Raw genomic sequence first — 14,482 nt, 5'->3', positions numbered from 1 at the left:
TCAGCTTTCGCTGACGACGCGATTCCTGCCGCTCTTCTTTGCCTGGTAAAGCGCCTGGTCGGCGCGCGCCAGGAATTTCTGCGCGGTTTTCTCCACCGATTCATGGTCTTTGGGCGTTGCAAGTGACGCGACGCCGATCGAGACGGTGACATCGATCTGTTCGCCGCTGCCGAGTATCATCGGCTGTTCCGCGACACTTCTTCGAATGCGCTCCGCGACGCTGACGGCGTCATCGCGCTGCGCATCGATCAGCAGCACGACAAATTCCTCTCCTCCGAATCGACCCAATGCGTCCGAGAGGCGCAACTCCGCCTTGATGCGTGCAGCCACATCACGCAGCACTTCATCGCCGGCCTGATGGCCGATGCTGTCATTGATCTGCTTGAAGTGATCGATGTCGACATACATGCACGACAGCGGATATCCATGGCGCTGGCTGCGCCCGATTTCTTCGACCAGACGGCGTTCGACATAACGTCTGTTATTCACGCCGGTGAGCGTATCGGTCAGACCGATGTGCTTGAGCCGTTCGGTGTTGATCACGTTTTCGAGGCAGATCGCGAGGATCGCTGCCATGTGCTCAAGAAAATCCGTGCTCATGTGCGACGCAAAGCGCGTCGCGTCGTTGCTGCCAAGCCCGATGCAGCCGATCAGTGCGCCACGTCGAATGAGCGGCACGATGGCAACGCTGGCCGGTGGGGAAAGCGGTTCCGGGAACACATGGCCGTGCAATTGCTCGGAATAGCTGCCAAGGACCGGTCTGCTCAATTGAGTGGACAGTTCTCCGAACTCGGACTCATCCTGCAGGAAGAGCAATTGCGGCATTTCCGACAGGTGAACATTCAGCTCGACCAGGATGCGGCGAATGGCATATTCGGGGTCGAGCAAGGACAGCGTAAGCGTATCGAGCGAAGCCGACCTGGCGAACGAGTGAAAGATCGTGTCGATCAGTTCGAGGAAGCTGCCGGCACCGATGAATTGAAGGTCGAAAGTCTGATGGCGTTGCAGGATCTGCTGATTTTGCTGCGCCTGCGCAAGCAGTTGCGACAACTGCTTGCGCAGGCGCAGATTCTCTGCCAACAGTTCTTGCGACATCGGCATGGCTCCAGGGTATGGTTACCGGCATGGACATCCCGATGGCCGATACGTCGCTGGCGCGGGACGATAGTTGAACAAATACTACCGTGCGAGATCCTCGACTGCAATACTGCGAACCCACAAGCCTTATTCGAAGGCGAGAGTGACTTTCACTTCCTGCCCGACGCGCAGCACTTGTCCTTCGCCTTCCAGCAGAATGGTATTCATGCCGAACGCGATTCCGCCATCAATCCTGGCGTTGGCGCGGTAGCCTCGCAAGATGTCCAGCGGGTCCGGGCCGAATTCGCCTGTGGACTGGTCAATCGACGGGATCGGGCAGCGCGGGCAGGGCTTGACCGGCTTCAGCTTCGCCTCGCCAATGCTGAATGACTCCGCGTAATCTTCTTCGAATGCCGCTATATCGCTGACCACGATACTCGGACGGAAGCGATTCATCGGCAAGGCTGCACGCCCTTGCGCCAGGAGTTTGCCGTTCAGATCCGCGAGCGACGCTTCGGATATCACAAGCATGGGAAATCCGTCCGAAAACAGCGTTGGCGCCTCGACGCCATCGGTCCATTTGGTACTGGCGAAGCGCTTGGCGTTCGCATGGAAGCGAACCAGTCTGCAGCTTGTTCCAAGAAAATTGGAAAACCATGCGGCGGTCGTTTCGTCACAGTCGTACGCGGTGACATGGTCATCCCAGACCGTGACGTCGATGGTCTTTTCATCCTCGGGATCGGGCAGGCCGAGCGGGATTTCCAGCCGCAGCATGCCAGGAGCGCGCAGTTCCAGCGTGTCGGTCTTGATGCGCGGCGTAATCAAGGCCATCCTCGGGTGATTGCGTTGCGTCATGAACTCGCCATGCGCGTCCATCACCATCCATTCACGATCGTAGATATGCTCACTCATCAAACCAGCGGAGGTCAGCGTTGCCTCGCGCAATGCGACGCCTGCGCAGGATTTGATCGGATACAGGTTCAGTTCGGTCAGGATAGCCATGCTGGAAATGGAGAAAGATCAATTAGACGTTGAACAGGAAGTTCAGTACATCACCGTCCTTGACGATGTACTCCTTGCCTTCGGCGCGCATCTTGCCCGCTTCCTTCGCGCCCTGTTCGCCCTTGTAGGTGATGAAGTCTTCGTAGGAAATGGTCTGCGCGCGGATGAACCCGCGTTCAAAATCGGTATGAATCACGCCGGCCGCCTGCGGTGCGGTATCGCCGACATGGATGGTCCATGCACGGACTTCCTTGACGCCGGCGGTGAAGTAGGTCTGCAGTCCGAGCAGTTTGAACGCGGCGCGAATCAGGCGATTCAGGCCCGGCTCTTCCATGCCCATGTCTGCCAGGAAGGCACCCTTGTCTTCTTCATCAAGGTCGGCGATTTCAGCTTCGATTGCGGCGCAAATGGCGACCATTGGCGCGTTCTGCTCGTTCGCATAGGCTGCGAGCTGGTCAAGCAGCGGATTATTGTGGAAGCCGGTTTCTGCGACATTGCCGACGTACATCGCAGGCTTGGCGGTGATCAGGCAAAGGGACTTGATCAATGCCATTTCTTCCGCGTCCAGACCCATCGCGCGCACCGGTTTGGCATCGTTCAGTTGGGGCAGGATACGCTCGAGCAAGGCAACCAGCTTGATTGCTTCCTTGTCGCCGGCCTTGGCTTTCTTGCTTTCGCGCTGCAGGGCCTTTTCGACGGTGCCCATGTCGGCCAGTGCCAGTTCGGTCTGGATCACGGCGATGTCGTCGAGCGGGCTGACCTTGCCGGCGACGTGCACGACATTCGCGTCTTCAAAGCAGCGCACCACGTTGACGATCGCATCGGTTTCGCGGATATGGGCAAGGAACTGGTTTCCCAGGCCTTCGCCCTTGGAGGCGCCGGCAACCAGCCCGGCGATGTCGACGAATTCCACGACGGCGGGCACCACGCGTTCCGGTTTCACGACCTCCGACAGCGCAGCCAGCCGTGGGTCGGGCACTTCGACGATGCCCACGTTCGGTTCGATGGTGCAGAAGGGGTAGTTTTCCGCAGCGATGCCGGCTTTGGTCAGCGCGTTGAACAGGGTGGATTTGCCGACGTTAGGCAGGCCGACGATGCCGCATTTGAGACTCATGATGTGTGCTTCGCTAAATGTTTGGATTAACCCGCTATTTTACCGTACCGCGGGGTGGGATCAGATCGCTTGTACGCGGTCGGGGGACGGATTGGCGACAAATTCGGCCAGTTCGTCGCGCAAACGCTCGCCTTCGCCGATTGCCAGCTTCCAGTTGAGAATACGGAAAGCATTGTTGGCGCCGTAGTACAGAAAATCCTTGCGATCAGGAAGTTTGCTGCGCGACAAGGTTTGCAGGAATGTCTGAGAAGGTGAAACAACCACCACGTTGGTGAGCCAATCGCTGTTCCTGCCGAAGTTGGCGCGGCGCCAGGGCAGCGACTTGTCGAGCCAGCCTGGCACAATCTGATCGCTGAAATGCGGGTAAAGGACCAGGCCGCCTTCCGGATTGCCGGCGACGCGGGAATAGGGCAGTGCAAGGTGATAGTCAATCAACCCGCCGTCCCAGTAGGTGCCTGGCGGCGCCTTGGCTATGTCTCGCACCGGCTCCATGGTGAACGGAAGCGTGCCTGACGCCAGCAGGGCACCGGCCAGATTGTCCGGCGTCAGCGGCGCGAATTGCGTGTCGAACGCGTCGAATTTTGCCTTCAGCCAGAACGCCGGGTCGCGCTCGTCGCCGATAACGACGCGAGCCAGATGGTTAGCCAGCTGCGAGCGTGAGGCCAGATTGCCAATCACGGCAAGACCGAAACCGGCGGTCAGTGAAATATTGCCTCGTGGCGCCTTCAGCAGTCGCCGGCCGCGCGAAGCGAGAATTTGCAGACGATGGTACGGGTGGCTGGTGATTTGCTTTTCTCGTCCTCCGATGAATTCGGCGAGAAAGCGTTCGCAGGATTCGGTCACGTAGCGCGCCGTCGGACGATGCGGGTAAGTCTGTTCGCAATACAAGTCGCCCAGGCGCTCGAATGCGTCCACCGGATCGGCATGACAGGCCGCTGCCATGCGCCACGCGCCGATCGACGCGCCGATCAACGTCCGCTCACGTGGGGCCGACGGGAGCCAGCTGCCGAACATCCATTGATCCATTTTCTGGAAAATCAGGCCTTTCGGTCCGCCCGCGGCTGCGGGCACGATCGTAATGTCTCGTGCCCGCAGGCCATGCTCGCGGATATGCGCGAGGGCCTTGGGACCGGCGTGGATCGAAAGGGCGTGCCCGGTCATTTTGCCGTGGAATGCAGCTTCATCATCGCCGCCTCGAACTTTCCCTCGCAGAGCAGCGGCATCACATCCAGACTCTTTTCGATGGCATCGTTGATCAGCGTCTGCTCCTCCTTGCGCGGGCGATGAAGGACAAAGTCAACGACCGCCTGCTGCAGATTCATGCTGCGCGGATGGCCGATCCCGATACGCAGCCGCCAGTAGTCTTGCGTGCCGAGCGCAGCCGTAATGTCTTTCAGTCCGTTGTGCCCGCCGGACGATCCGCCTTTCTTGATCTTTGCGGCACCCGGAGGCAGGTCAAGCTCGTCGTGCACGACCAGGATCTCATCGGGAACGATCTTGTAAAAGCGTGCCAGTGCGCCGACCGACTGGCCGGACCGGTTCATGTAAGTTTGCGGCTCGAGCAGCCAGACTTCCTGACCGGCGACGACGGTTTTTGCCGCCAGTGCGTTAAAGCGGGCTTCGCGACGAAGCAGGTTCCTGGCTAGGTTGTCGACAAGCCAGAATCCCGCGTTATGGCGCGTTTGTTCGTATTCAGGGCCTGGATTGCCGAGGCCGACGATGAGGCGAATGGGCATGGGTTTGCATGTCCTGTATCGATGCCCGTGAAAATGAGTCCCGGGCGAAAGCCATGATTATCACGGATGTCGCGTTGCGCCGTCCAATCTGTTGAGAACAGATACAGGCGCCGCGAAAAACAAAAACCCCGCCACAGGGGCGGGGTCTGCTGATTTGGCATGACTGCCAATGTCGGGCAAATTACTTCTTCTCGCCTTCAGTTGCTTCGCCTGCTGCCGCTTCGTCAGCGGACACCTGGCCGGCCGGAACGCTCGCGGTAGCGATGGTCGGATTGTCGTGCGCGACGGCAACCACGCCCTTCGGCAACTTGATGTCGGACAGGTGCAGGGACGCGCCGGCTTCGATCGTCGACAGGTCGACTTCGACGAATTCCGGCAGATCGCCCGGCAAGCAGGTGATGTCCAGTTCGTTCATCACGTGGCTGACGATTGCGCCGCCCAGCTTCACTGCCGGTGCAACGTCCGCGTTCACGAAGTGCAGCGGCACCTTCACGTGGATCTTCTGGCTTGCATCGACGCGCTGGAAGTCAGCGTGCAGGACCAGCTGTTTGTACGCGTGCATCTGAACGTCGCGCAGCAGAACCTTTTCGATCTTGCCTTCGATTTCCATGTCGAGGATCGACGAATGGAAGGCTTCTTTCTTCAGCGCGTGGTACAGCGCATTGTGGTCCAGTGCGACGGTAACCGGCGCAGCGGCGCCACCATAGATGATGGCCGGGGTTTGGCCCGCATTGCGCAGGCGGCGGCTCGCTCCGGACCCCTGCTCTTTGCGTGGGAATGCGACAACTTTCATTTTTAAGCTCCAATGTATGCAAGGCGCAGCCTTGCGTTGAATCCCCCGCGACCAGGGGACCTGAAAACCCGTTCCTCGAAGAGCAACGGGGAAAACTTAATCGACGAACAGCGAGCTGACGGAATCGCCCTTGGTGATGCGCTTGAACGTCTCGGCCAGCAGGCCGGCGGCGGTCAATTGACGAATCTTGGTGCAGGCCTTTGCAGCGGCAGTCAGCGGGATGGTGTCAGTGACGACCAGTTCATCCAGCGGCGAGGTGATGATGCGCTCGATGGCCGGACCGGACAGCACCGGGTGAGTACAGTAGGCCACGACTTTCTTCGCGCCGCGTTCTTTCAAGACTTCGGCTGCCTTGGTCAGCGTGCCTGCGGTATCAACCATGTCGTCCATGATCACGCAGTTGCGGCCTTCGACTTCGCCGATGATGTGCATGACTTCCGAAACATTCGCCTTCGGACGGCGCTTGTCGATGATCGCGAGGTCGCAATTCATGCGCTTTGCTAGTGCACGGGCGCGAACCACGCCGCCGACGTCTGGCGAGACGACCAGCAGATCGTCGTAATTCTTTTCCACCAGGTCGCCCAGCAGGATCGGCGACGCATAGATGTTGTCAACCGGGATATCGAAGAAGCCCTGGATCTGGTCGGCATGCAGATCCATGATCAGGACACGATCGACACCGGCCTGCTGCAGCATGTTGGCAACGACCTTGGCGGAAATCGCAACGCGCGCGGAACGCGGGCGGCGGTCCTGGCGGGCATAGCCGAAATAAGGGATCGCAGCAGTGATACGACCAGCCGATGCGCGCTTCAGAGCATCGACCATCAACATGATTTCCATCAGGTGGTCGTTGGTCGGCGCACAGGTTGATTGCAAAACGAACACATCCTTGCCGCGGACGTTTTCGTTGATTTCCACCATGACTTCGCCATCGGAAAATTTCGATACAACGGCTTTGCCAAGCGGAATACCCAGCTGCTTGACTACCCCGGCGGCCAGGTCCGGGTTCGCGTTGCCGGTAAAGACCATCAGGTTCTCAAGCGCCATGACACACCTAAAGCAAACGGTTTAAAAGGATGAAAAGCCGCCAAAACTTGACTTGTCGTCTTGCGTTGGCGGCTTATTGGTTTCTTCTTTGTTTTAATGGCAGGGGAACAAGGATTCGAACCTTGGAATGCCGGAATCAAAATCCGGTGCCTTAACCAGCTTGGCGATTCCCCTACACAACCGGTTGTCTGCCGTTGCATCATGTTTCATGCAACGCCAAACGAATTCTTGAGTTACGACTCCAGCAAATACGAGAGCGGGTGACGCTCGATCGATTTGGCTTTCCAGGCTTTCCATTGCGCCGATCCCGTTTTGTGCACTTCTTCCAGCACTTCGTCTGCTTGCTGCTCTTGCGAAAACGCACAAAACACACAAGCTCCCGAACCGGTCATCCTTGCATCTCCGTACTGTCGCAGCCATTTTATGGCTTCTGCGATGGGAGGGAATAGCTTGGTAGCCACGACTTGCAGGTCGTTTTTTCCGAAGCCGGTAGATGCTTCAGGAAAGTCCGATATTCTGACGGGTTTCGTGTCTCTTGTCAAATCCGGATCGGAAAAAATCGCCGCGGTCGGCACCGATACGCCGGGCTCGATGACGACATACCAGCAATCGGGAGTCGCAACCGGCGCCAGCGCTTCGCCGATGCCTTCGGCAAACGCGTTTTGCCCAAAGATGAAAAACGGCACATCGGCGCCCAGTTGAAGGCCGAGCTTCATCAGCTCCTGACGCGTAAGGCCGGTTTGCCATAAATGATTCAGTGCGATCAGGGTGGTTGCTGCGTCGGACGAGCCGCCGCCAAGTCCGCCGCCCATCGGCAGTCGTTTTTCGATGCGAATGTCAACGCCGGGCTGTTGCATCGACTGGTTCACGGCGGCAGTTTTCAGCAGTTTTGCTGCGCGAACGATCAGGTCGGTTTCCTCGGGTACGCCTTCAATTTCCGTGATGCGCCGAACTATCCCGTCATCACGCACATCGAAGTGCAGCAGGTCGCCGTAGTCGATCAGTTGGAAAACCGTCTGCAGCAGATGATAGCCGTCAGCACGCCGGCCGGTGACGTGCAGAAAAAGATTGAGCTTGGCTGGAGCAGGGCAGTTGTTCAGTGAGCTTGCCATGAGTCGATGACGATACGAATGGAGACATCGCCGGCTTGCTCCGTGAGGCGCGCAAGGTCGATGCGTTTCGGACGGTATTGTACCTTCGAGGAAGCGTCGTCTTGCCAGTTGGCGTAGCGGATTCGCCATCCGTCTTTCGTCGTGACTTCCGGCGCACCGGGTGTCGCGACAAAGCGTCGGCCTCCGGCATCCAGCGCAAAACCTTGCAGCCACTCGCGCAAACCGGCAACCGGTAACGGCCAGCCCAGGGTTTGCGCGGTCAGATCGTCGACATCGGATGCACTGCGTAGCGTCTGCCCGTTTTCGGTCAGGGTCGCACCATCCGGCGTGACGTCGATGACCGCGATGGTTTGGCCCAAAGGCGACAGCAAGCTGACCTTGGTGCTCGCCGGCGTTTGTGACCAGAGGAAACTGCCGTGCAGGGCCTCTTCATTGCGCGGACCCTGGTATCGTACTGACAGCCGTCCAGTGAAGTCGATTGCGGCATGGTAAGGACGAGCGGCGGTCGGCCGGTCAACTGTGGCCGGGGGAGAGAGGCTTGCGCATCCGGCCAACAGCGACAGGGTCAGCGCGCCGGCAAATGCGCGCCGGGCAATGCGTTCAATCATAGGCTCACGTTCAGGCGCGCCAGCGTGTTCTTGAGCGTGTCGTTTTGTGGGTCCTTTGACTTCGCGTCGCGCCAGAGCTTCTGCGCGTCGTCCTTCTGTCCTTTCACCCACAGAACTTCACCGAGATGCGCCGCGATTTCGACATCCGGCCGCAACTGATACGCCTGGCGCAACAGATCTTCAGCTTCTTTCAATTTGCCGCGCCGGAATTGCACCCATCCCATGCTGTCCATGATGAACGGATCATCCGGTGCAAGTTTTAACGCCTTTTCGATCAGGGAAAGCGCCTCGTCGAGGCGGATATTGCGTTCCGCGAGCGAGTATCCGAGCGCGTTGTAGGCATGCTGATTGTTGGGCGCGAGTTCCATGATCTTGCGCAGCGTGGTTTCCATCAAATCCCACTGCGAACCTTTTTCCGCTGCCATCGCGTAGTCGTAGAGCAGGTCGGTATCGTTCGGAAACTGATGCAAGCCGTCCTTGAGCACCGCCATCGATTCCTGCAGCCGATTCGCATCACGCAGGAGCTGGCTTTCAGCCAGGATGAGCTGCGACTTTTCGCGTTCGCCGCTGGTATTGGTTTCGTGCAGCAGCTTGCGTGCGCCTTCAAGATCTCCGCGCTTGGCAACGACCTGTGCACGCTTGACTTGTGCGCTCAGGTAGGCTTCGCCGGGTTCGACTTGCGCCAGCCATTTGAGGGCGGCTTCGGAATCGTTGCGTTCTTCCGCAATCTGCGCAAGCAGTAGCAAGGCTTGCGTCGAATCGCGCTCTTCCTCCGGCTTGGCTGCGAGCACGTTCAGATAGGTGGTGAGGTATTTTTCGGCTGCCTTCAGGTCGCTGGTTTGCATGCACAATACGCCGAGCGCATACAGTGAGGTGAGATCGTCCGGCTGATTCTTGACCAAGGTTTCAAACTCGCTGCGCGCCTTGCCGTACTGTTTTTCTTCTACCAGCATGCGCGCATAGGCCATGCGCACGTCACGCGATTTCGGGTACTTGGCAAGGAACCTGACCAATAGTTTGCTGGCCTCGTCCTTGTCGGGCGTGACTTGTGCAAGCGCAAGGATGGCGAGTTCCGAATCGGGTTTGACCTTGAGTGCCGACAGCGCCTCTTGTTGCGCGCGCTCGGTGTCGCCTCTGGCATAGGCGCCCTGGGCAAGTGCGAGGTGCGCTTCCGGGAGGTCGAGATACGGGGTCAGCACTTCTTCCAGCAGCGAGAATGCCTCGGTCTTGTCCTTGGCTCGGGCGAGCAGGCGCTGCATCTGAAACGCCAGCAGTCCGCGAGTTTGAGGGCGCGCCTCTTTCATGCGCTCTTCAAGAATCGGCTTGGCTTCGGCGAGCCTGTCGCTCAGTATCACGAAGCTCAGATAGTATTGCGTCGCCTCGTCCGAATGCGGAGCCAGGGCGCGCCACAGACGAACCGCGGCAAGCGCTTCATCGGCCTGCTTGGCGGACAGAGCTATTTCTGCGGCGCGGCGTGCAATGCGGGGATCGCGCGTTTGTTGCGCAACGCCCAGCAGTGTCACATAGGCCGTTTGCCAATCGCCTCGCTGGAAAGCAATTTCCGAACTCAGCAGCTTGAAGAGCAGCTCTTCAGAGAGTTCGACCTCGGGCAAAGGATCTTCCACCTTGGGAGTGTCTGCAAGGGAGTCCGACTTGCGACTGACTGCTTGTTTTCTCGGCGAAAACTTCTCGTGGCTTGCTGCCTGAGCCGATGATCCGGCCATCGGCGGGAAGGTTTCGGGGTTCCATGTTGCGCATGCAGACAACGCGATCGACGCAGTTACAATAAGAAGAGTGTTTTTCAAGGGAAATTTCCAGCTATTCAAGCAAAGCTAATTCTACGCCCAACGGCGGGGCGTGCACATGCGCTCCGAGGCCTCATTGTACAAGTAGTGCTTCCTTAAGCCGGTGATCGCGCGCGCAACTATTTGTACAATGAAGATTAGTCATATCATGCATGTCTCACGTCAAGTTTGTCTTTCTGCAAAGAGTTTGCTCCAACAATGCCAGAATTGCCAGAAGTAGAAGTTACTCGCCGCGGCGTCGCTCCTCACCTGGAAGGGCGGGTCGTCAGCGCCGTGATCTTGCGCCACGAGGGCTTGCGCTGGCCGTTCCCTGCGGATCTTGATCGTCATATTTGCGGCCGCCGTATTCGCATCACGAGACGGCGCGGCAAGTATTTGCTGATTGAATTCGATCACGGCACGTTGATCGTGCATCTCGGGATGTCGGGACATCTGCGTGTCTTGCCGAAAGATACGCCACCACAAAAGCACGATCACTTCGACATGGAGGTCGATGGTCAGGTGTTGCGAATGACGGATCCGCGCCGTTTCGGCGCAGTGCTCTGGCATGGCCGCGAAGACGGAGCGATCGATGAACATCTGTTGTTGCGCGGTTTGGGAGTGGAACCGCTTGAAGAGGCGTTTTCGGCGCAGCTTTTGTATCGTCAGACACGAAAGCGCAGCGCGGCGATCAAGCAGGTGTTGCTGGCGGGCGACATCGTGGTCGGTGTCGGCAACATTTATGCGTCGGAGAGCTTGTTCAAGGCCGGCATCAACCCGAAGACGGCAGCAAGCCGTATAGGGCTGGCGCGCTATGAAAAACTGGTCGCGGCGATTCGTGAAACCCTGGCGGCGGCCATAGCGCAGGGCGGAAGCACGCTGCGGGATTTCATGGCCGTGAATGGCCAGCCCGGCTACTTTCAGCAGAGCTACTTTGTGTATGATCGGGCAGACCAGCCATGCCGCGTATGCGGCAACCCGGTGCGGCAGCTGAAGCAGGGGCAGCGCTCGACCTTCTATTGTCCGAATTGTCAAAAATGAGTACGGGTGTGCTAGATTCGATCCTGTCAGCAATTAAGTCGGGGATAACGTGAGCAATCTGGTCCAAAAGTTCCAGGAATACAGCAGCTGGCGTAGCGGGGTAATGTCTGCGCTTGAGCGCTACCGGGCCTGCGTCGGCGCATCTGATCTGGCTGATTCGGCGAGCGATCAGCGCTTCTCGCGCCTGCAGGCGCGCCTTGCGGACGACAAGTTGTCGATTGCTTTTGTCGCGGAATTTTCCCGCGGCAAGTCCGAGCTGATCAACGCAATCTTTTTCGCGGATTACGGCCAGCGTATTCTGCCCTCGTCTGCCGGGCGCACAACGATGTGTCCGACCGAACTCCTGTACGACGAAACCTTTCCGCCATCGATTCGGCTGCTTCCGATCGAGACGCGCGCGGAAGCTGCATCGACCAGCGATTTCAAAGAGCAAAGCCACGTCTGGAGTGTGTTGCCGCTCGACATTCATTCGGGCGAAGGCATGCTTGAGGCGTTCAAGCAGGTGAGCCTGACCAAGCGCGTCTCGGTCGAGGAGGCAAAGCGTTATGGTTTGTACCATGAGGATGATCCGGATGCGTCCCTGGCAATGGGTAACGATGGGCTGGTTGAAATTTCGCAGTGGCGTCATGCGATCGTGAATTTCCCGCACCCGCTGCTGAAGCAGGGATTGGTCATCATCGACACGCCGGGCCTGAATGCCATCGGTACCGAACCGGAACTGACGCTGAACCTGATCCCGAATGCCCATGCAGTTCTGTTCATCCTGGCGGCCGATACCGGTGTGACCAGGAGTGACATCGACGTGTGGCGCGACCATATCGGCGGTGGTCCCGCGCGTATGGTGGTGTTGAACAAGATCGACAGCATGTGGGATGAATTGCGCAGCGCGGAGGAGATCGAACAGCAGATCGACAAGCAGGTTGCAAGTGTTGCACAGACCTTGCATCTCTCGCCGCAGCAGGTATTCCCGATTTCCGCGCAAAAAGGCCTGGTTGGCAAGGTCAACCGCGATCCTGAACTGTTGGCAAAGAGTCGTCTGCCGTTGCTGGAAACGGCCTTGTCCGGCGAACTGATCCCGAGCAAGCAGGAAATCGTGCGCGGCCAACTGAAGGCGGAGATGCAGGAGTTGACGGCGTCCAAGCAGCAGTTGCTGGCCGCGCGTGCGCGCAGCGTCGTGGAGCAGTTGGTGGAACTCAAGAGCCTGCGCGGCAAGAATCAGAACATCATCGAGCACATGATGAAACGCGTCGAACTCGAGAAAAAAGAGTTCGATGCCAGTCTGATGAAGCTCCAGGGCACACGCGCCGTATTTACCCGCTTGTCGACTGAGGTGTTCACCAGCCTCGGAATGGACATCCTGAAGGAAGACATTCGTCGCACGCGCGATGCCATGGAGAAGAGCCGCTTCTCGGCCGGATTGCGCACTGCAGTGAAGACCTTCTTCGAGCAGATTCAGAACAACCTGGATCTCTCCAATCGGAAGATCGAGGAAATCACGGCGATGATGACCGTGATGTATCGCAAATTCTCGACCGAACACGGCCTTGCACTTTCTTCGCCCATGCCTTTCTCGCTCGAGAAATACCGCAAGGAAATCGAGATGATTGAAGGCGTGTACCACAAACAGTTCGGCACCGCGGCGATCATGACCACTCCCCAAGTGGTATTGATGACGAAGTTCTTCGACTCGATTGCATCACGCGTGAAGCAAAGTTTCCTGCAGGCCAATCGCGATGTGGAAGCCTGGCTGAAGGTGGTGATGGCGCCGCTGGAGGCACAGATCTGGGAGCACCGTTCGCAGCTGAAGAAGCGCAAGCAGTCGATCGAACGCATCCACCTCGCGACCGACACGCTGGAAGAAAAGATCGAGACGCTGGAGAAGATGCAGGCCGAACTGGAAGAACAGAAGAAGACGCTTCTGATGCTGGAGGCCGAACTCAAGAAAGCCATTTCCGCCGAACTCGCCGCGCTCAAGGCGGCGGCCTGACAGCCTGACATGAAACGCATAGCACAAGCGCCGGCTGCGAAGGCAGACGGCGCCGAAACACTTTTCGATCCCACCTTTTCCGAAGCAGTGATCCGCTGGCAGAAACAGCATGGCCGGCATGCGCTGCCTTGGCAGAACACGCGCGATGCCTATCGCATCTGGCTGTCGGAGATCATGCTGCAACAGACCCAGGTGGCTGCAGTTATTCCGTATTACCAGCGTTTTCTGGCGCGATTTCCCGATGTCGCATCGCTGGCGGCGGCGAGTTCCGAAGAAGTGATGTCGCATTGGAGCGGCCTCGGCTACTACTCGCGTGCACGCAATCTGCATCGGTGCGCGCAAATAATCGTCGCTGAGTTCGACGGCAAATTCCCGGAGCATCCGGAGCTGCTCGCCGAATTGCCGGGCATCGGGCGATCGACTGCGGCTGCGATCGCCGCATTCGCCTACGGGGCACGCGCCGCTATCCTCGATGGCAATGTCAAGCGGGTATTTGCCCGGGTGTTCGGCATTGAGGGATTCCCGGGTGCGAAGCCGGTTGAAGACGGCTTGTGGCGACGGGCCGTGGCGCTCCTCCCGAGCAAGGATGTTGAAGCGTACACGCAAGGACTGATGGATCTGGGCGCGACGCTTTGCACACGCAGCAAACCCTCCTGCCGCCAATGCCCGCTGTCGCAGCGCTGTATTGCGCTGGCCAGCGACCGCGTGCATTCGCTGCCCGAACGCAAACCGAAGAAGGCGATTCCGGAAAGGGCTACCGCAATGCTGGTTGTCACAGACCGTGATCACGTATTGCTCGAGCAGCGACCGGGGAGCGGGATTTGGGGCGGTCTGTTGTCGCTTCCGGAACTAGAGGGAGAGGAGCGCGACCTTGGAGAAGGCAGACAGCGGTTTGACGAACTTGTTTCGCGCAAGCTCGCATCTTTCGGCCACGTTGTTTCATGCGAGCGCTTGCAGCCGTTTACGCATGTATTTACCCATTTCAAGCTGCACGTGTCACCGTATCAAATCAGGTTGGCGAGCCGTGCCCAGCTCGCGGCGGAGGCCAGTCACGTCTGGTATCGCGCCGAACAGTTGCAGGATGCGCCACTGCCCGCTCCGGTCAAGAAGCTTCTGCTCGCGGTGTTTCGCGGCGGCGACCTGCTAACGGCGTAGGAGTCTTCTCCCGTACGGACGCCTGC

Annotated in this window: 13 protein-coding genes and 1 tRNA gene; 3 read left to right on the top strand and 11 right to left on the bottom strand. The window is 58.6% G+C overall.

Features of this window, described 5'->3' with window-relative positions; all coding sequences use genetic code 11:
- The 11 genes from E6W33_RS00905 to E6W33_RS00855 all read right to left on the bottom strand — a co-directional run bounded on the left by E6W33_RS00905 (nucleotide 1) and on the right by E6W33_RS00855 (nucleotide 10,294).
- The gene (locus tag E6W33_RS00905) at nucleotides 1-1,095 is read right to left on the bottom strand and encodes a sensor domain-containing diguanylate cyclase (RefSeq protein WP_136413295.1); all 1,095 of its coding nucleotides are present in this window, start codon (nucleotides 1,093-1,095) and stop codon (nucleotides 1-3) included.
- A gap of 129 nt (nucleotides 1,096-1,224) precedes the next feature.
- A complete protein-coding gene (locus E6W33_RS00900) occupies nucleotides 1,225-2,079 on the bottom strand; it encodes an MOSC N-terminal beta barrel domain-containing protein (protein WP_136413293.1) in 855 nt (284 codons plus the stop codon).
- Nucleotides 2,080-2,101: 22 nt separating this feature from the next.
- Complete coding sequence (gene ychF, locus E6W33_RS00895) at nucleotides 2,102-3,193, bottom strand: redox-regulated ATPase YchF (RefSeq protein WP_136413291.1); 1,092 nt, start codon at nucleotides 3,191-3,193, stop codon at nucleotides 2,102-2,104.
- A gap of 60 nt (nucleotides 3,194-3,253) precedes the next feature.
- Nucleotides 3,254-4,354 carry a patatin-like phospholipase family protein gene (locus E6W33_RS00890; protein WP_136413288.1) on the bottom strand — a complete coding sequence of 367 codons (1,101 nt, stop codon included), beginning with the start codon at nucleotides 4,352-4,354 and terminating at the stop codon, nucleotides 3,254-3,256.
- On the bottom strand, nucleotides 4,351-4,929 hold the full coding sequence (pth, locus tag E6W33_RS00885; protein WP_136413285.1) for an aminoacyl-tRNA hydrolase: 579 nt from the start codon (nucleotides 4,927-4,929) through the stop codon (nucleotides 4,351-4,353). Before pth ends, E6W33_RS00890 begins: the two co-directional genes overlap by 4 nt.
- A 181-nt stretch (nucleotides 4,930-5,110) precedes the next feature.
- Entirely contained in the window at nucleotides 5,111-5,722 is a 612-nt protein-coding gene (locus E6W33_RS00880; RefSeq protein ID WP_136413283.1) for a 50S ribosomal protein L25/general stress protein Ctc, read from the bottom strand.
- 96 nt (nucleotides 5,723-5,818) lie between these two features.
- Complete coding sequence (locus tag E6W33_RS00875; RefSeq protein ID WP_136413281.1) at nucleotides 5,819-6,769, bottom strand: ribose-phosphate pyrophosphokinase; 951 nt, start codon at nucleotides 6,767-6,769, stop codon at nucleotides 5,819-5,821.
- Between the two features lie 97 nt (nucleotides 6,770-6,866).
- Nucleotides 6,867-6,943 (bottom strand) — tRNA-Gln (locus E6W33_RS00870).
- A gap of 59 nt (nucleotides 6,944-7,002) precedes the next feature.
- Entirely contained in the window at nucleotides 7,003-7,881 is an 879-nt protein-coding gene (ispE, locus tag E6W33_RS00865; RefSeq protein WP_136413279.1) for a 4-(cytidine 5'-diphospho)-2-C-methyl-D-erythritol kinase, read from the bottom strand.
- The gene (gene lolB, locus E6W33_RS00860) at nucleotides 7,866-8,489 is read right to left on the bottom strand and encodes a lipoprotein insertase outer membrane protein LolB (RefSeq protein WP_136413278.1); all 624 of its coding nucleotides are present in this window, start codon (nucleotides 8,487-8,489) and stop codon (nucleotides 7,866-7,868) included. Before lolB ends, ispE begins: the two co-directional genes overlap by 16 nt.
- Nucleotides 8,486-10,294, bottom strand: coding sequence for a tetratricopeptide repeat protein (locus tag E6W33_RS00855; protein ID WP_247869476.1), 1,809 nt, complete (start codon nucleotides 10,292-10,294; stop codon nucleotides 8,486-8,488). The genes lolB and E6W33_RS00855 overlap by 4 nt, the downstream gene beginning before the upstream one ends.
- A gap of 198 nt (nucleotides 10,295-10,492) precedes the next feature.
- On the opposite strand from E6W33_RS00855, the gene mutM reads away from it, so the two are divergent.
- The 3 genes from mutM to mutY are packed head-to-tail and all read left to right on the top strand — an operon-like array spanning nucleotide 10,493 to nucleotide 14,456.
- Nucleotides 10,493-11,314, top strand: a complete 822-nt coding sequence (gene mutM, locus E6W33_RS00850) for a bifunctional DNA-formamidopyrimidine glycosylase/DNA-(apurinic or apyrimidinic site) lyase (protein WP_136414331.1) — start codon at nucleotides 10,493-10,495, stop codon at nucleotides 11,312-11,314.
- A 49-nt stretch (nucleotides 11,315-11,363) separates the two neighbouring features.
- Nucleotides 11,364-13,301, top strand: a complete 1,938-nt coding sequence (locus E6W33_RS00845; protein WP_211097201.1) for a dynamin family protein — start codon at nucleotides 11,364-11,366, stop codon at nucleotides 13,299-13,301.
- A 9-nt stretch (nucleotides 13,302-13,310) separates the two neighbouring features.
- The gene (mutY, locus tag E6W33_RS00840) at nucleotides 13,311-14,456 is read left to right on the top strand and encodes an A/G-specific adenine glycosylase (RefSeq protein ID WP_136413276.1); all 1,146 of its coding nucleotides are present in this window, start codon (nucleotides 13,311-13,313) and stop codon (nucleotides 14,454-14,456) included.
- Nucleotides 14,457-14,482: the final 26 nt, after the last annotated feature.

Origin of the sequence: Herbaspirillum sp. ST 5-3 (assembly GCF_004804275.1) — a bacterium.
GTDB lineage: Bacteria > Pseudomonadota > Gammaproteobacteria > Burkholderiales > Burkholderiaceae_D > Noviherbaspirillum.
This window is presented reverse-complemented; position numbering and strand designations above follow the sequence as displayed.